Origin of the sequence: Polynucleobacter alcilacus, from assembly GCF_018881545.1 — a bacterium.
Taxonomy (GTDB): domain Bacteria; phylum Pseudomonadota; class Gammaproteobacteria; order Burkholderiales; family Burkholderiaceae; genus Polynucleobacter; species Polynucleobacter alcilacus.
Window position 1 is genome coordinate 78,560 of record NZ_JACVQD010000001.1, and the last position, 17,777, is coordinate 96,336.

Consider the following 17,777-nt stretch of genomic DNA (forward strand, 5'->3'; position numbering starts at 1 on the left):
TATGGATTTGGGTATTCAGGGAAGGGTGGCTTTAGTGATGGCCTCTAGTCGTGGCTTGGGTCAGGCTATGGCGGTATCTTTGGCACGTGAGGGTGTCAACGTAGCGGTAACTGGGCGTAATCCAGAGGCGTTAAAGCAATCAGTCGAATTAATCAAGGCTGCAGGTGGGAAAGCCCTCGCTCTTCACTGGGACCTCTCCGATGCTTCCGTAATCGATAGTTTGATTTCTCAGGTTGAACAAGCGCTTGGTCCGATTGATATCTTGATTAACAATACGGGTGGACCACCTCCAACACCCGCAGCTGGGCAAGATCCTGCGCTCTGGCAAACAAGTTTTAATGAGATGGTTGTCTCGCTGATTGCGATCACTGATCGGGTTTTACCAGGGATGCGTGAACGTAAGTGGGGTCGCATCATTACTAGCACCACTTCAGGGGCAATTGCCCCCATTAAAAATTTGGCCATATCAAATACCCTGCGTGCGGCATTACTAGCCTGGTCCAAAACCTTGGCTGCAGAAGTTGCCAATGAGGGTATCACTGTAAACGTCATCATGCCTGGCCGCGTTGCAACCGATAGACTCCGTCAGTTGGATGAAGCAAGAGCAAAACGTGAGGGTATCAGTTATGAAGAGGTAGTCAAAGCCAGCCTGAGGCAGATTCCGATGGGGCGTTATGGTGATCCAAAGGAATACGGTGATGCTGCTGCCTTTTTAGCAAGTCAAAATGCCTCCTTCATTACTGGAACTGTCATGCGGATAGATGGCGGACAGATACAAGCAATTTGAAGTATTTTCCAAGACTACTAATCGGTTTAAAACAAGAGCTGCGCTCTAGCGAGCTGGCCTGGTTATTTGTCGCCTTAACTCTATCCGTCACCGCTTTATCTAGCGTGAGCTTTCTGGCAGATCGGATGCAAAGGGCTTTTCAATTCGATGCCCGTCAGTTGCTGGCATCTGATTTACTGATTGCGGCAGATCAGCCTATACCTGAGCGCTTCATTTTAGAAGCTCAAACTCGGCAGCTTCAGCTAGCCCAAACCATTGTTTTCCCCAGTATGGCTTCAGTGGGTACACGTAGCAAACTGGCCTCCCTGAAAGTAGTTGATCCTCAGTACCCATTGCGAGGTGCGCTGAACGTCAAAACTGCAACGAATGAATCTAGTGATGGAGGTCCACCTGTAGGCTCAGTTTGGATAGACCCTGTGATGTTATCCAGCCTACAAGCGAAGTTGGGCGAGCAAATTACGATTGGGAAGAAGCAATTACTTATTGCTGGTGTGCTGGAACGAGAATTGGATCGGGGTGCTGGTTTTATGAATTTCGCACCGCGCGTCATGATGGCGATGGCAGACTTGCCTGAGACAGGTTTGATTGGACTTGGTAGTAGGGTGACATATCGTTTGCTGTTGGCTGGTTCTGATGCGCAAATACAGGAATATGAATCTTGGGCTAAAGGCTATATTGCACAAGAGAGTCTGCGGGGTTTGCGGATTGAGACGCTCGAAACTGCACAGCCCATCATGCGCAAGACTTTGGAGCGAGCTGAGCGCTTCTTGTCCTTGATTTCAGTATTAACAGCTATTGTTGCCGCAGTAGCAATCGCTTTATCTGCGCGCCGCTATGCATTAAAACAAGCGGATGCTTGTGCTGTTCTGAAATGCTTTGGTGCTACTGGTCCGATGATCCTCAAAAAGCACATGAACACCTTGCTTAGTCTTGGCATAGCCTCAGCCATCGTTGGCGCCATCTTGGGCTACTTAGTTCAGTTCATCTTGACATGGCTTTTAGGCAATTTAATCCTCACCAATCTACCGAGTGTTTCCTTATGGCCAGTAGTTTGGAGCGCGCTCTTTTCTTGGTTTTTACTCATTGGATTTGCAGGGCCACCCATATTTTCTTTAGTAAAAGTTTCTCCAATCCGTTTGATTCGTAAAGAGTTTGAGGGTATTAACAGTTCAGCAATGTGGGTAGCAATTTTCGGAATTAGCACTAGCGCTGTCTTAATTGCACTGGCTGCCCGAGATTGGAAGTTGGCATTTTGGGCCGGCTTGAGCTTCGGTGGAGCGATCGTGATCTTTGCGGGCTCGGCTTGGTTAATCTTGCGTTTGCTGGCACGCATTCGCACTCAACACTTTGCGCTGCGTTTTTCGATCACTGCTCAAGGCAGAAAGCCAGGATTTGCCATGATGCAAATCACGGCTTTAGGTATTGCCTTAATGGCTTTGTTAATGATCTTGTTATTGAGGCAGGATTTGCTAAGTACCTGGCAAGGTAATATTCCAGCAAATTCACCTAATCGTTTCATGATTAATGTACAAGGTGATCAAAAAACGGATATTGCCAATACCCTAGTGCAATCTGGTGTAGCAAAGCCGGACTTTTATCCTATGGTGCGGGGCCGTTTGATTGCCATTAATGGCCGCGATATTTCCCCAAATGATTTTTCTGACGATAACGCGCGTCGCTTAATCGATCGTGAGTTTAATTTATCGTATACCGATCAATTACCAGTGGGTAATCGCATTACTGAGGGTAAGTGGATAGGTGATGAGAGCCCTCAAGTCTCGATAGAAACTGGGCTTGCTAAAACTCTGAGACTCAAGATGGGCGATCAACTAACTTATGTAATTGCTGGCGAGAAACTCACTGCCCCAATTACCTCCTTGCGAAAACTTGACTGGGGCTCCATGCGCGTGAATTTCTTTGTGATAATGCCGCCATCACAATTAAGTACTTTGCCACAATCTTGGATTACGTCCTACTATCAAGCATCTAATCTTGAAGCGCTCGATTTTCAAATGAGCCAGAAGTATCCTAACCTCACAGTAGTGGATGTATCTGCTTCACTCCAACAAATTCAGGAAGTACTGAATAAATTATCTGCAGCCCTAGGTTTATTGTTTGCTTTTACCATCGCTGCAGCAATCTTAGTATTGATGGCAGCAATTTCAGCGACTCAGGATGATCGCTTCAGAAATGCGGCGATCTTGAAAGCGATTGGCGCATCACGCGCAACCTTAGCTAATATTGCTCGATTTGAGTTAATCATGATTGGGCTTGTCTCTGGGGCTTTAGCTGGCATTGCTGCAGGTATTGCTGCTTGGGCTCTAGGCCGCTATGTATTAGAAATCGAGTTCAATGCCTTTGCTCAGTCATTGCTAATGGGAATGCTGTTTGGAGTTACTGCCTGCCTAGTAGCTGGGTATCGCTTTCAGAGAAAAATTCAAAGTGCCACAGCGATTGAGTGCTTACGCGAGATTTAGTATCTAATTAACTGATCGTTACTACATTTTTTGGAAGCTCGACTAGTCGGGTGCTGGCAAACCGATCAGGCAGGCTTTGTCGCAGAGCTGGGCTTCTGCGATCAAGATACATCGTCAGAGGCCAAAGAAACAACGCAACTGCAAATAGCATCTCGATAATTTGCCATTTTTCTAAATGAAATGCCCATTGCAATAAAACACAGGGAATGATCCAGAGGGAGCCATAGATATAGCGCCATAGCGCTTGTCGTCTAGTAAGGGTGAAGCCATTCATATCAATCATGCGAATGCGCCAAGTCTGCATTGCCAAAGTTTGGCCCGATTTACTCCAATACCAAACAAAGTAAAGTCCTAAAACGGCATAGAGATAAATAAACGTTAGCCAACTCGGTAGAGCTATCCCAAACAAAATACCTAATCCCAGATTGGGAACTAGGAAGGTAAGGGCAATCACCCCCAACAGTACGAGCTGTTCATATAAACAGCAGGAAACGCGTCGCCAAAATTGTGGGGAAGGTAATGTGCTGAGTTCAGCAGGCGTCATAAAACTGCTTAATCATGAGATAGGGAAATTAATTGCTGGGAGTGTTGCTCTCGGCGCTTGAGCCAGAGCTTTCAACTAATGCAGGAATAATTGGGGCGGCAGTGGTCGCAGGGAGACTCACTTTGGGGGTCGGGTATTGTTGTAGTGTAGGTGCGTTAGCAGCAGTCGGTTTTTTCTTCACTTGGGAGTCAGCCAACTTCTTCTTTTGATCGTCACTTAACTTTTGATAGGCGCTCCAAGCTTCTGCTTTTTTCTCAGCAGGGAACTTGAGGCTATCTAAATAGTTTTCACGAGCAATACGGCGTTCCTTTTGCGAAAGTTTTGACCAGCCAGTCATTCGTGATTGCAAGCGTTCTTGGTCTTGCGCACTCATCTTTGGATAGATGTTTGCGACCTGAATCCATTTCTTGCGACTATCGGGCAGCATGTAATCCCAGTCGCTTTCTAAAGGGGCAAGAATTTGTTGTTGTGCCGGCTTCAATCCTTCCCAAGTACCATCCGGTTTCTTTTCGGGGATAGCAGTTGTTTTGCCATGAGAGGCACTCGGTGCAGATTGTGCTTGAACTGCAGAAATAGGTAGAGTGAATGAAGCAACAACTAGTGCTACTAAAGCACTAGCAAAGAGCATCTTCAGTTTAGGCAACATCAAAGAGTAGAACTTATTTGCTTTGCACTAAATCAGCAGAGTCGTCTGAATCAGAGAGAGGACCATTCTTAAGAAACGCTAAAAAGCCACTATCAGCATAAGCGTCGGGCGGAACATTATCACTTAATAAGGCTGCATCTACTTCAGCAATGTCGTTAATGCGCGAATCATTCTGCCATTGAGCAATAGCCATCAGTCCAAATACGAGGACTACCAAAGGTGCTATCCAGCCCAAACTCTCCCAGCGGCCATGAGATCCAAAACTCCAATTGCCAGTGAAGCCAGCCAAAACCGGTTTCTGAACAAGTACTTTTTCTGCTTTTCTGACAGAAAGTGCCTTCATACGAGCTGCATAGAGACGTTCTTTGATTTTTGCAGGCAGGACTTGAGCGCCTTCGCTCAGGAGGGCGATACTGTTGCGACCAAATTGGTCTGCTTGGCTCTCGGTCAGTGGTTCAGTTAGGTGTTTCACAGCGTAATTCCTTTTAATTTCAATGCTTTAGCTAATGTTTGAGTGGCTCTAGAACAGTGGGTTTTGACGCTACCTTCGCTACAACCCATCGCTTTTGCGGTTTCAGTAATGCTTAGCTCATCCCAATAACGCATCAGGAAGGCTTCTCGTTGACGTACAGGTAATTTTGATATTTCTGACTCCAGAGCCTGTAAAAGCTGACTTCTCTCTAGGGTTTGGGACCCATCTTGATGAATTTCACTGTCATCTGGTGCCGAAAGTGACTCTAGGGGATCAAAATCCTCATTTTCTTCATTTTTCCTGCCCATATTGGAAAAGAGGGTGACCCAGGTATTCCTGACCTTCTGGCGCCGAAACCAGTCATGAACCTGATTTTGCAGGATTCTAGTAAAGATGAGTGGTAATTCAGCTGCAGGACGATCCCCGTATTTTTCAGCCAATTTAATCATGGCGTCCTGAACAATATCAAGCGCAGCATCATCATCGCGCACAGCATAGACCGCTTGCTTAAACGCGCGCTGTTCAACACTGCTCAAAAAGTCAGATAGTTCTTGGGCTGATGCCATGCAAAGGATTAGACCTGAATCTGTAAGAATTGGTTAATTTTAGGGGATTGCTATAGAATATAAGGCTTACTACCTAGATTCTCATTCAAGAAGTGGTTTTTCCGGTAGCAGCGCCGTTCGAACTCAGGCCATAAGCAGGGGATAGAACAGACCAAACAATTTTTTGCCGAAAATTGCAAAGGACGAAAGAAAATGAATACAAGCAGCGCCGAATTTTTAGCTACTAAAGCTAACAAAGACTTAACAACCCCCAATACCGTAGATGCGCCCCCAGAAATAATTGGTGCTGAAATGCTTGTGCGGGCATTGCACAAAGAAGGAGTTGAATTCGTTTGGGGTTACCCAGGTGGATCCGTTCTCTTTATCTATGATGAAATTTTTAAGCAGGATAAGTTTGAACATATCCTGGTTCGCCATGAGCAAGCAGCAGTTCATGCGGCCGATGGTTATGCACGTGCAACCGGTAAGGTTGGCGTTGCTTTAGTCACCTCCGGTCCAGGAGTAACTAATGCGGTTACCGGCATTGCAACTGCTTATACCGATTCCATCCCCTTGGTGATCATTAGCGGTAACGTGCCTACGTACGCGATTGGTGAAGACGCTTTCCAGGAAGCGGATACCGTTGGTATTACACGACCAGTGGTTAAGCACAATTTTCTGGTTAAGGACGTTAAAGATTTGCCTTTGGTTTTGAAAAAAGCGTTTCATATTGCGCAGACCGGTCGCCCTGGTCCAGTGTTGATTGATATCCCCAAGGATGTCTCTGCTGCCAAGGGTCCCTTTGACTATCCAGAAACATTGGAAATGCGTTCCTATAACCCAGTAGTAAAGGGTCATAGCGGCCAAATCCGCAAAGCAGTTACCTTATTGCAAGAAGCAGAGCGTCCCTATATCTATACCGGTGGTGGCGTGATTCTTGCCGACGCAGCGCCTGAGTTAAAAGAGTTCGCAGACTTGTTGGGCTATCCCGTAACCAATACCTTAATGGGATTGGGCGGATTTCCTGGCAGTAGCCCGCAATTTGTTGGCATGCTGGGTATGCACGGAACTTACGAAGCGAATATGGCGATGCAACACAGTGATGTATTGATTGCCATCGGCGCGCGCTTTGATGACCGGGTGATCGGCAATACCAGCCACTTTGCAAGTCATCCCCGCAAAATCATTCATATCGATATCGATCCTTCCGTGATTTCTAAACGGGTGAAGGTCGATGTTCCGATTGTTGGCAATCTCAAAGAAGTGTTGCAGGAGATGACAGCACAACTCAAGGCTGCCGGCCCCCGTAAAAACGGCGAGAAAGTTGCTGCGTGGTGGGAGCAGATTAATGAGTGGCGTAAGAAAGATTGCTTGAAGTACGACGAAGCTTCTCAAATCGTGAAGCCACAATATGTTGTACAAAAGTTATATGAACTGACCGGCGGGGATGCCTTTATTACCTCTGACGTAGGCCAACATCAAATGTGGGCAGCTCAGTTCTACAAGTTTGATAAGCCCCGCCGTTGGATTAACTCAGGTGGTCTGGGTACGATGGGCGTAGGCTTGCCTTATGCCATGGGTATCAAGAAAGCATTTCCGGACAAGGATGTTTTTGCTATTACTGGCGAAGGCTCGATCCAGATGTGCATTCAAGAGCTTTCTACCTGTAAGCAGTACAACACGCCTGTGAAAATTGTGTCCTTGAATAACCGTTACTTGGGAATGGTTCGTCAATGGCAAGAGCTGACCTATAACAAACGGTATTCCAGTTCCTATATGGATTCTTTACCTGACTTTGTAAAGCTGGCAGAGGCTTATGGTCACGTTGGGATGCTCATTGAGAAAAAGTCTGATGTGGAGGGCGCTCTAAAGGAAGCCATTCGCTTAAAGGATCGCACTGTATTTATGGATTTCCAGACTGACCCAGAAGAGAACGTATGGCCTATGGTTCAAGCTGGTAAGGGCATTACTGAAATGCTCTTAGGTAGCGAGGATCTGTAATGCGACACATTATTTCTGTATTGATAGAGAACGAACCAGGCGCCTTGTCCCGCGTGGTCGGTCTGTTCTCTGCTCGCGGTTACAACATTGAAGCCTTGAGTGTTGCTCCTACTGAAGATTCCTCTTTGTCGCGCATGACTATTGTCACCATGGGTTCAGATGATGTGATTGAGCAAATCACGAAGCACTTAAACCGCCTAGTTGAGGTCGTTAAGGTGTTTGATCTGAGCGAAGGTCCTCACATTGAACGTGAGTTAATGATGATTAAGGTTCGGGCCGTTGGTAAAGAGCGTGAAGAATTAAAGCGCACTACTGATATTTTTCGTGGCCGCATCATCGATGTGACAGACAAGAGTTACACCATTGAATTAACCGGCGATGGGACGAAGTTAGATGCATTTATTGATTCGATTGATCGTGCCTCGATTCTGGAAACTGTTCGTTCGGGTGGTTCTGGTATCGGGCGTGGTGAACGCATCTTGAAAGTTTAATTTTTTTAACTGATTTATTACGCAATAAAACCTATCTTCAATACAAGGAAAGAGCATGAAAGTTTTTTACGATAAAGACGCAGATTTGTCCCTCGTTAAGGGCAAAAAAGTCACCATCATTGGTTATGGTTCACAAGGTCACGCACACGCGTTGAACCTAAAAGACTCTGGCGTTAACGTGACAGTTGGTTTACGTAAAGATGGTGCTTCCTGGAGCAAGGCTGCAAATGCTGGCCTGACAGTAAAAGAAGTGGCTGAAGCGGTCAAAGATGCTGATATCGTGATGATGTTGTTGCCCGATGAGCAAATTGCAGATGTATACAACAAAGAAGTGCATGGCAATATTAAGCAGGGCGCCGCTCTTGCTTTTGCCCATGGCTTTAACGTCCATTACGGTCAAGTTCAGCCACGCGCTGACTTAGATGTGATCATGATTGCACCGAAGGCTCCTGGTCATACTGTTCGTGGCACCTACGCTCAAGGCGGTGGTGTTCCGCATTTGATCGCGGTTTACCAAGATAAATCCGGCTCTGCTCGTGATCTTGCTTTGTCATACGCAACAGCAAACGGCGGTGGTCGTGCCGGCATTATTGAAACCAATTTCCGCGAAGAAACTGAAACGGACTTGTTCGGTGAGCAGGCTGTACTTTGCGGTGGCGCAGTTGAATTGATCAAAGCTGGTTTTGAAACCTTGGTTGAAGCGGGTTACGCTCCTGAAATGGCTTACTTTGAGTGCTTGCATGAGCTCAAGTTGATTGTTGACTTGATCTACGAAGGCGGTATTGCCAATATGAACTACTCGATTTCTAACAATGCTGAGTATGGTGAGTACGTTACTGGCCCTCGCATAGTGACTGAAGATACCAAAAATGCAATGCGTCAGTGCTTGAAAGACATTCAGACAGGTGAGTATGCGAAGAGCTTCATCCTTGAGAACAAGGCCGGTGCTCCAACATTGATTTCACGTCGTCGTTTGAACGCAGAGCATGACATCGAAGTAGTCGGCGCAAAATTGCGTGCCATGATGCCTTGGATTGCGAAGAACAAATTAGTGGATCAAACGAAGAACTAAGTAGCAAACCACCAGTTTTAATCAATAAGGCTCAGAACGAAGATGATGTATCCACACCCCATTATTGCAAGAGAAGGCTGGCCGTATTTGGCGCTACTGGGGTTCTTTACTCTGCTAGTGCAATACCTTGGCGGTTCCGCCTGGTCTTGGCCGCTGTGGATTATCTTTATCTTTGTTCTGCAGTTTTTCCGTGATCCACAGCGCATTCCTGCACTGGGTCGTGATTTGGTTTTATCACCAGCGGATGGACGGATTGTGGTGGTTGAAAAAACCAATGATCCCTATGCTGGTCGTGAAGCACTCAAAATCAGTGTCTTCATGAACGTATTTAACGTGCATTCAAATCGCAGTGCAGTCAATGGTTTAGTCAAAGAGATTCAATATTTCCCCGGTAAGTTTGTAAATGCCGATTTAGACAAGGCTTCCACTGAGAACGAGCGTAATGCTGTTGTGATCGACGCTAACGGCCAAATCGTTACTCTAGTTCAGGTTGCTGGCTTGATTGCACGCCGTATCCTCTGCTATATCCATGTGGGCGATCGCTTAAAAGCGGGTGAACGCTATGGCTTTATTCGCTTTGGTTCTCGAGTTGATATTTATTTACCGCTGAGCGCTGAGCCATTGGTCAGTGTCGGTGATAAAGTATTTGCAACCAATACCGCCTTGGCCCGCTTACCAGGTCTGGACTGATTACAACGAATCACTGGGACACTCTTTGACTACATTTCGCCGTCGTGGCCGTATCGATCGCAGTCGCCTCACACGCATTCCTACTGAGTCAACTCGTGATGACTGGGCTGAAGAGCTTGGAGATGGGATTGACTACGAAGTAGAAGAAATCCACGAAAAACCGCGCCCACGCGGCAAGGGTATCTATTTACTACCGAATGCATTTACAACCGCAGCATTGTTTTGCGGCTTCTTTGCCATCGTTAATGCGATGAACCATCATTTTGAGATTGCAGCAATTGCAATCTTTGCATCGCTGGTGCTCGATGGGATGGATGGACGTATCGCTCGCATGACCAATACGCAGAGTGCTTTTGGTGAGCAATATGACTCACTGGCTGACATGGTGTCCTTTGGCGTTGCGCCAGCTTTAGTGGCTTATGAGTGGGCTTTAAAAGATTTAGGTAAGTGGGGTTGGTTGGCTGCCTTTACTTACTGTGCTGGCGCAGCTTTGCGCTTAGCGCGTTTTAACGTCAATACTGGTGTGGTTGATAAGAAGTTCTTTCAAGGCTTGCCGAGTCCAGCAGCCGGCGCTTTAATGGCTGGCTTTATCTGGTTGGCGGATGACAATAAAATTCCAGTTCGGGATACCGCAATCCCATGGATTACCTTCTTCATTGCAGTTTATGCAGGATTAACTATGGTCTCTAATGCCCGTTTTTACAGTGGCAAAGCCTTAGATATCCGTTATCGGGTTCCTTTTGGGGTCATGGTTCTGATGATCCTGACTTTTGTATTGATTTCTTCCAATCCACCCTTGACCTTATTTGGCGTATTCGTGGTGTATTCCATCTCTGGCTATGTCATTTGGGCATGGGAACGCCTCAGCGGGAAGCGTTTTAGCTAATTTTAGGATTTTCGGGTATATTAATTCCATGTTGATGAATTTCTCACCTTTAACAGGGCTCCTTCTACTAGCACTAAGCCTAAAGCTTGGGGCGGGTAAGGCCTGAGTTGATGAGATCAAAAAGAGTTCATTAACCACCACATACCAGCCCCAGCAATTTGCTGGGGTTTTTTGTTTTTAAGAACCCAATTTAGTAACAAACCAATTCAGTATTTAAAACCGGAGAGTAGTGATGAGCGATAAAGTAATCATTTTCGATACCACCTTGCGTGATGGTGAGCAATCCCCAGGCGCCTCGATGACTAAGGATGAAAAAGTCCGTATTGCGCGCCAATTAGAGCGACTCAAAGTCGATGTGATTGAAGCCGGTTTTGCTGCGAGCTCCGAAGGTGACTTTCAGGCTATTTCTGCAGTTGCTGCGGCCATTAAAGATTCCATCGTCTGCTCTTTGGCTAGAGCAAATGACAAAGATATTACCCGTGCATCAGATGCATTAAAGGCTGCCAAAGCGAAACGTATTCATGCATTCTTAGCCACCAGCCCTTTGCATATGGCAGTGAAGTTACGGATGTCACCAGAAGAAGTATTGGAGCAGGCAAAGCGCTCGATTCGTTTTGCTAGAAATTTGGCTGATGATATTGAATTTTCAGCTGAAGACGGCTATCGCTCTGAGATGGATTTCTTGTGCAGAGTAGTTGAAGGTGTCATCAATGAAGGCGCAACGACGATCAATATTCCGGATACTGTTGGCTATGCAACTCCAGAACTGTATGGAGAATTTATTAAGACTTTGCGTACCCGCGTGCCGAACTCAGATAAAGCCTTATGGTCGGTACATTGCCATAACGACTTGGGTATGGCGGTCGCAAATTCCTTGGCAGGTGTGAAGATTGGAGGCGCTCGCCAGATCGAGTGCACTATCAATGGCTTGGGTGAGCGCGCTGGCAATACCGCTTTAGAAGAGATTGTGATGGCTTTGCGTACGCGCAAGGATTATTTTGATCTGGTTTGCGGTATTGATGCGACCCAAATTGTGCCTGCCTCTAAATTGGTTTCCCATATCACGGGATTTGTGGTGCAGCCGAATAAAGCGGTGGTGGGTGCGAATGCATTTGCACACGCTTCCGGCATTCATCAGGATGGTATTTTGAAGAACCGTGAAACCTATGAAATCATGCGCGCAGAAGATGTGGGTTGGTCTACAAATAAGATTGTGTTGGGCAAATTATCGGGGCGTAATGCGTTCAAACAACGTTTGCAAGAATTGGGTATTACGGTTGAAGCCGAAGCAGACGTCAATGAAGCATTTGCGCGCTTTAAAGCATTGGCTGATCAAAAGTCAGAGATATTCGATGAAGACATCATTGCCATCATGTCTGCTTCTGCTGCTGCAGAAGAGGGTGAGCATTACCACTTTATTTCTTTGAGTCAACATTCCGAAACCGGTGAGCGCCCTAAGTCACGAGTTACTTTCCGCATGGGGGATAAAGAGGTAAGTTCAGAGTCGGAGGGCAATGGCCCAGTAGACGCGAGCTTAAATGCAATTGAAGAAATGGCGCAGAGTGGGGCAGAGCAATTGCTTTACTCAGTCAATGCCATTACTTCGGGCACACAGTCGCAAGGTGAGGTTACTGTGCGTTTAGCGAAGGGCGGTCGGATTGTGAATGGCGTGGGAACTGACCCTGATATCATCGCCGCTTCCGCTAAAGCCTACTTAGCTGCTTTGAATAAATTGCATGATTCTAGCCAAATCAAACTCAATGCACAGATGACCCCCTAACACCCCCCTTACACTTTAGGCATCAACTAAACCTAGTTATTTGTTTAGCTCAGTATCTTTATAGTACTTAGAGCCCTTGCCGGTGATTTCAGCGGCAAGGCCTGAGTCAGTTAACTGATACATCAGTATTCCGTCGGCGACGATATTAGCGTCATGGTAGGCATCCCCATTTTTTTCGTATTTGGCAGCTGCCGTTACTTGACCCCCGAAAGTCCAGCCAGAATTAACAAAATCATTTAGAGCTGTTGCTTTTTGAAATACAAAAATCGTTTGAGTTGATTTAATACCCATGCCAAGTCCTGCTTGAACCTCAGCCATATCCATATAAATCGGTTTTGATGATGATTTGCTAAACACTACGCCAGTACCGGTTCCACCCCCTGCGATCAGAATCTTCATGCCAAAGTTACTAAAAGTAGCATAGCCAGCAGATTTTTCAATGAGATCTTTTGCTTGCGGGGCTACTTTGTAGAGATTTTTCAGAATGTCATCATTCTTTTTTAGGATGTCATCTTTTTGCTGGGCAATCGTCTTGCTTGGGCCAAACATAGAAGAAAATTGAGCAGATGCGGGTTGATTGAGGCTTAAGCCAATCAACAGCAGGGCAATGAGGGTGCGGTATAAAGAAGTCATATTTGTAAGTTATTGATTTATATAGTTATTTATATTTGTAGGGGGAGGATACTAAAGCATACCAATTATTCTTCGGTTAAGCCCTATTTTAGGGGTCTGTCTGCTACAATTCGAGGGCTTTGATTTGTAAAGCTTTTTTGTTTTATTTTGTTAAAAACGCACGACACCGATTGGGTGAAAGCTCAAGTGTTCGCAAGTAAGGAGTATTAAAAATGGCAGTTGCTGATATTAAAACGGCGGAAATCGTCAAAGATAACGCGCGCAGCGCAAACGATACGGGTAGCCCTGAAGTTCAAGTTTCATTGCTAACAGCCCGCATCAATGAATTAACCCCCCATTTCAAGGCTAACGCTAAAGACCATCACAGCCGTCGTGGCTTGTTGAAGATGGTTTCACGTCGCCGTCGCCTCTTGGATTATCTCAAGGGCAAAGATTTGGACCGCTATCGCGCATTGATCGAGAAATTAGGTCTCCGTAAGTAATTCTTTATCGGTATGCAATGCCATCTATCTTAGGGTTGTTTCGTCACCGAATCAGTCTTAAGCAGATGGCATGTTTTTTGGGCGTTTCAAGATTATTTGTGTAGGGGATTGTGTCATTCCAATGAGTTTCTGAAAATCAATTCAGAGCCTCCCTGGAATGGCATCCCTAGTGATCTTAAATCGCTCCAGTGTTGTCGTGACACTGCTTTATCCCACGACAAGCGTGAAATTCATGTGAGTTTTACGTGAACAATTTGGAGAAGATCAGAATGACTATGTTTACAAAAGCAGTAAAAAGTTTTCAATGGGGCAACCATCAAGTAACAATGGAAACAGGCGAGATTGCGCGCCAATCCGGTGGTGCCGTTATTGTGAATATCGACGACACAGTAGTAATGGGAACTGTAGTGGCATCAAAGTCTGCAAAGCCAGGCCAATCATTTTTCCCACTCACTGTTGATTACCTAGAAAAAACCTACGCGGCAGGCAAGATTCCTGGCGGTTTTTTCCGTCGTGAAGGTCGCCCATCAGAAGGTGAGACTTTGATCTCCCGTTTGATCGATCGCCCATTGCGCCCATTATTCCCAGAAGGTTTCTTGAACGAAGTTCAGGTAGTCGTGCATGTGTTGTCTATCAACCCTGACGTTCCTGCCGATATTCCAGCCTTAATCGCAGCATCTGCAGCCTTGGCTATTTCAGGCATTCCTTTTGCTGGCCCAGTTGGCGCAGCGCGCGTCGGTTATGCCGATGGTCAATACCTATTGAACCCAACCCGCACAGAACAAGCTACTAGTGAGCTCGATTTGATCGTTGCCGGTACCCAAGCAGCGGTCTTGATGGTGGAGTCAGAAGCAAATCAATTGTCTGAAGAAGTGATGTTGGGTGCCGTTGTGTATGGTCATGACCAAATGCAAACCGCGATCAACGCCATTAATGATTTAGTACGTGAAGCTGGCAAACCAGAGTGGGATTGGGCTGCTGCCCCTAAAGATGAGCCATTTATTGCTAAGGTCACTGCTTTGGCTGAAGCGCCATTGCGTGAGGCTTATCAGATTCGTCAAAAAGGCGCTCGTTCAGACAAGCTCAAGGAAATTACAAAAACAGTAGTAGCTCAGTTGCAAGAAGAGGGTGACGTTGATGCAGTAGCGGTGAATGACATCTTATTTGAAATTGAAGCGAAGATTGTACGTAGCCAGATTTTGAATGGTGAGCCCCGCATTGATGGTCGCGATACCCGTACTGTTCGTCCAATTGAAATTCGTAATGGCGTATTGCCGCGTACACACGGTTCTGCATTGTTTACCCGTGGTGAAACACAGGCCCTCGTGGTAGCTACTTTAGGTACTGCACGTGACGAGCAAATCATTGATGCGCTCGAAGGTGAATACCGTGATCGTTTCATGTTCCACTACAACATGCCTCCATTTGCGACTGGTGAAACTGGCCGCGTCGGTAGCCCAAAGCGCCGTGAAATTGGTCACGGTCGTTTAGCTAAGCGCGCCTTGATTCCAGTATTGCCAAGTGCTGAAGACTTTGCTTATAGCATTCGGGTGGTTTCAGAAATTACTGAATCTAACGGTTCTTCATCTATGGCTTCTGTTTGCGGCGGCTGTTTAGCCATGATGGATGCGGGTGTTCCAGTTAAGGCACACGTTGCTGGTGTTGCCATGGGCTTGATCCTTGATGGCAATCGTTTTGCTGTGTTGACCGATATCTTGGGTGATGAAGATCACTTAGGCGATATGGACTTCAAAGTAGCTGGTACTGCGAATGGCATTACTGCGTTGCAGATGGACATTAAGGTTCAAGGCATTACTAAAGAAATTATGCAAGTGGCTCTGGCGCAAGCTAAAGAAGGCCGTTTGCACATCTTGAGCAAAATGCAAGAAGCTATGGGTTCAGTTCGCACAGAATTGTCCGCTCACGCACCACGCATGGTGTCATTCAAGATCCATCCTGACAAGATTCGTGAAGTGATCGGTAAGGGCGGCGCAACGATTCAAGCTTTGACTAAAGAAACCGGTTGCAGCATCGACATTAAAGATGACGGTACCGTAACCATTGCCTCAACTAGTGCCGAAGGCATGGCTGAAGCAAAAGCACGCATTGAGGGTATTACTGCAGAAGCTGAAGTAGGCAAGATCTACGAAGGCCCAGTAGTGAAGTTGCTCGAGTTTGGTGCTTTGGTAAACATTCTTCCTGGTAAAGATGGTCTCTTGCACATCTCTGAAATCTCCACTGAGCGTGTTAAAGAAGTGAAAGACTATTTGCAAGAAGGCCAGATCGTGCGTGTGAAATTACTAGCTGCTGATGAGCGTGGTCGTTTGCGTTTATCACTCAAAGCTGCAATGGCAGATGAAGGTGGCACGATTGCTCCTTTGGCTGGCTCATCTGATGCCAGCGCTGAAGTGGTTGCTGAAGTAGCTCCAACGGACGAAACAGCTTAAGTAACATCTTTAAGATCACTCGGAGTTATCAATGCGTGTAATTGAGATCAAAGAATTTGGTACGCCAGAAATGTTGGTACCGACCACTCGTCCAGATCCAGCGGTTCCTGCTGCTGGTTCTGGCGAGATCTTGATTCAGGTTCTCGCAGCGGGCATTAATCGCCCAGACGTTTTACAACGTAAAGGCTTTTATCCAGTCCCTGCAGGCGCATCTGATATTCCTGGTCTCGAAGTCGCTGGTGTGATTGTGGGTGGCGATGTAGCGCATGCTGATAATGTCTTTGGTCTTAAAGTCGGCGACAAGGTTTGCGCTTTGGTACAGGGGGGTGGTTATGCAGATCTATGCACCGCACCCGTTGCCCAATGCTTGCCTTATCCAACCGGTTTCACTGACCAAGAGGCTGCGGCCTTGCCGGAAACGTTCTTTACCGTCTGGAGTAATGTCTTCATGCGAGGCGAGCTATCTCCAGGCGAAACACTCTTAGTTCAAGGCGGCTCAAGTGGTATTGGTGTGACGGCGATTCTGATTGCTAAAGCATTGGGTCACAAGGTATTTGTTACTGCTGGTAGTGATGAGAAATGCGCTGCATGCTTAAAGCTGGGCGCCGACTTGGCGATCAACTACAAGACACAAGATTTTGTAGAAGAGGTTAAGAAAGCGACTGATGGCAAAGGCGTCAATGTGATTCTGGATATGGTGACTGGGGCTTATGTTCAGCGTGAGATTGATTGTTTGGCTGATGACGGACGAATTGTGATTATTGCTATTCAGGGGGGCTCAAAGGCTGAGGTGAGTACGAACCAAATCTTACGTCGCCGCTTAACCATAACTGGTTCAACCTTGCGTCCCCGCCCAGTATCTTTTAAGAAGCAAATTGCTAAGCAATTATTTGAGAACGTTTGGCCTTTACTCAATGCCGGTCAACTAAAGCCAGTGATCTATCAAACCTTTTCGCTCGATCAAGCAGCAGATGCGCATCGTTTGATGGAATCTTCCGAGCATGTCGGCAAAATTGTTTTAACGGTTTAATCTTTTCTCACTAAGCCATTCTTATGCGACCCCTCATCGTCATCGGCAACTGGAAAATGAATGGCAGTCTTGCTAGCAATCAGGATTGGATTAAGACAGTTGCCCGCGGCATGGAAAGTGGTATGCCATCTGGACGGAAGTTCGTTGTATGTCCACCGTTTCCGTATTTGTCACAATGCGCTACTTTAATTAAAGAACATTCTTTGGCATTCCTAGGTCTTGGCGCCCAAGATGCATCGGCACATATATCCGGTGCTTACACCGGTGAAGTAGCCGCCTCCATGCTCAAAGAAATGGGTTGTAGTTATGTTGTTGTGGGCCATTCTGAGCGTCGACAGATGCATCATGAAGTCGATGAAGTAGTTGCTGCAAAAGCCTTGCAAGTTTTAGATGGCGGGATGACTCCCGTGATTTGTGTTGGTGAAACAGCCGATGAGAGAAATTCAGGTAGGGCAGAAGAAGTGGTGTGTGGCCAAGTCGCTAAGCAGGTCTCGGTTTTGCAAGATCGCTTGGCGGACTGCTTAATTGCCTATGAGCCCGTATGGGCTATTGGTACAGGCAAGGTGGCTAGCGCCCAGTTAGCGCAAGATATGCATCGCGTGATTCGTCTGCAGCTAACAGAATTTAACGAGGATGTGGCAGCACACGTAGGAATTTTGTATGGCGGCAGTATCAAACCAGATAATGCCGTTGAATTGTTTGCAATGCCAGATATTGATGGTGGATTGGTTGGGGGAGCGTCTTTGAACCCTCAGGACTTTCTGGCTATCTGTCAGGCATAGATTTTTTATTTG

General features: G+C 46.5%; 17 protein-coding genes. 12 read left to right on the plus strand and 5 right to left on the minus strand.

The features are described from left to right. Position 1 precedes the first annotated feature (1 nt). Together ICN45_RS00425 and ICN45_RS00430 are read left to right on the plus strand one after the other, a co-directional pair. Complete coding sequence (locus ICN45_RS00425) at positions 2-787, plus strand: SDR family oxidoreductase (protein ID WP_216171965.1); 786 nt, start codon at positions 2-4, stop codon at positions 785-787. After that, positions 784-3,264 carry an ABC transporter permease gene (locus ICN45_RS00430; protein WP_216171967.1) on the plus strand — a complete coding sequence of 827 codons (2,481 nt, stop codon included), beginning with the start codon at positions 784-786 and terminating at the stop codon, positions 3,262-3,264. Before ICN45_RS00425 ends, ICN45_RS00430 begins: the two co-directional genes overlap by 4 nt. A 7-nt stretch (positions 3,265-3,271) precedes the next feature. Here ICN45_RS00430 and ICN45_RS00435 read toward each other — a convergent pair whose 3' ends face one another. Genes ICN45_RS00435 through ICN45_RS00450 form a run of 4 tightly spaced genes read right to left on the minus strand, consistent with a single transcriptional unit; the run spans position 3,272 to position 5,492 of the window. Next, positions 3,272-3,808, minus strand: coding sequence for an RDD family protein (locus ICN45_RS00435; protein ID WP_216171970.1), 537 nt, complete (start codon positions 3,806-3,808; stop codon positions 3,272-3,274). A 28-nt stretch (positions 3,809-3,836) separates the two neighbouring features. Beyond that, the gene (locus ICN45_RS00440; protein WP_216171972.1) at positions 3,837-4,454 is read right to left on the minus strand and encodes a DUF3106 domain-containing protein; all 618 of its coding nucleotides are present in this window, start codon (positions 4,452-4,454) and stop codon (positions 3,837-3,839) included. A gap of 13 nt (positions 4,455-4,467) precedes the next feature. Further along, a complete protein-coding gene (locus ICN45_RS00445) occupies positions 4,468-4,926 on the minus strand; it encodes a DUF3619 family protein (protein WP_216171974.1) in 459 nt (152 codons plus the stop codon). After that, positions 4,923-5,492 carry an RNA polymerase sigma factor gene (locus ICN45_RS00450; RefSeq protein ID WP_216171976.1) on the minus strand — a complete coding sequence of 190 codons (570 nt, stop codon included), beginning with the start codon at positions 5,490-5,492 and terminating at the stop codon, positions 4,923-4,925. Before ICN45_RS00450 ends, ICN45_RS00445 begins: the two co-directional genes overlap by 4 nt. Positions 5,493-5,684: 192 nt before the next feature. Here ICN45_RS00450 and ICN45_RS00455 point away from each other — a divergent pair, with 192 nt between their 5' ends. From ICN45_RS00455 to ICN45_RS00480, 6 genes are all read left to right on the plus strand, one after another. Further along, on the plus strand, positions 5,685-7,472 hold the full coding sequence (locus tag ICN45_RS00455; protein ID WP_216171978.1) for an acetolactate synthase 3 catalytic subunit: 1,788 nt from the start codon (positions 5,685-5,687) through the stop codon (positions 7,470-7,472). Continuing rightward, positions 7,472-7,963 (plus strand): acetolactate synthase small subunit, encoded by a 492-nt coding sequence (gene ilvN, locus ICN45_RS00460; RefSeq protein ID WP_216171980.1) that lies wholly within the window; start codon positions 7,472-7,474, stop codon positions 7,961-7,963. Before ICN45_RS00455 ends, ilvN begins: the two co-directional genes overlap by 1 nt. Before the next feature lie 55 nt (positions 7,964-8,018). Next, entirely contained in the window at positions 8,019-9,035 is a 1,017-nt protein-coding gene (gene ilvC, locus ICN45_RS00465; protein ID WP_216171982.1) for a ketol-acid reductoisomerase, read from the plus strand. 42 nt (positions 9,036-9,077) lie between these two features. Further along, positions 9,078-9,725, plus strand: a complete 648-nt coding sequence (locus ICN45_RS00470; protein WP_216171983.1) for a phosphatidylserine decarboxylase — start codon at positions 9,078-9,080, stop codon at positions 9,723-9,725. A gap of 25 nt (positions 9,726-9,750) precedes the next feature. Continuing rightward, positions 9,751-10,611: a CDP-diacylglycerol--serine O-phosphatidyltransferase gene (pssA, locus tag ICN45_RS00475; protein ID WP_216171985.1), complete on the plus strand. Its 861-nt coding sequence runs from the start codon at positions 9,751-9,753 to the stop codon at positions 10,609-10,611. Positions 10,612-10,843: 232 nt separating this feature from the next. Then, on the plus strand, positions 10,844-12,391 hold the full coding sequence (locus ICN45_RS00480) for a 2-isopropylmalate synthase (protein WP_216171987.1): 1,548 nt from the start codon (positions 10,844-10,846) through the stop codon (positions 12,389-12,391). A 36-nt stretch (positions 12,392-12,427) separates the two neighbouring features. Here ICN45_RS00480 and ICN45_RS00485 read toward each other — a convergent pair whose 3' ends face one another. Further along, on the minus strand, positions 12,428-13,024 hold the full coding sequence (locus ICN45_RS00485) for a lipid-binding SYLF domain-containing protein (protein WP_216171989.1): 597 nt from the start codon (positions 13,022-13,024) through the stop codon (positions 12,428-12,430). Between the two features lie 212 nt (positions 13,025-13,236). Here ICN45_RS00485 and rpsO point away from each other — a divergent pair, with 212 nt between their 5' ends. The 4 genes from rpsO to tpiA all read left to right on the plus strand — a co-directional run bounded on the left by rpsO (position 13,237) and on the right by tpiA (position 17,765). Then, positions 13,237-13,506 (plus strand): 30S ribosomal protein S15, encoded by a 270-nt coding sequence (gene rpsO / locus ICN45_RS00490; protein WP_011902897.1) that lies wholly within the window; start codon positions 13,237-13,239, stop codon positions 13,504-13,506. 269 nt (positions 13,507-13,775) lie between these two features. After that, positions 13,776-15,953: a polyribonucleotide nucleotidyltransferase gene (gene pnp / locus ICN45_RS00495; RefSeq protein WP_216171991.1), complete on the plus strand. Its 2,178-nt coding sequence runs from the start codon at positions 13,776-13,778 to the stop codon at positions 15,951-15,953. Between the two features lie 31 nt (positions 15,954-15,984). Next, entirely contained in the window at positions 15,985-16,983 is a 999-nt protein-coding gene (locus ICN45_RS00500) for an NAD(P)H-quinone oxidoreductase (RefSeq protein ID WP_216171993.1), read from the plus strand. 23 nt (positions 16,984-17,006) lie between these two features. Continuing rightward, the gene (tpiA, locus tag ICN45_RS00505) at positions 17,007-17,765 is read left to right on the plus strand and encodes a triose-phosphate isomerase (protein ID WP_216171994.1); all 759 of its coding nucleotides are present in this window, start codon (positions 17,007-17,009) and stop codon (positions 17,763-17,765) included. Positions 17,766-17,777 lie beyond the last annotated feature (12 nt).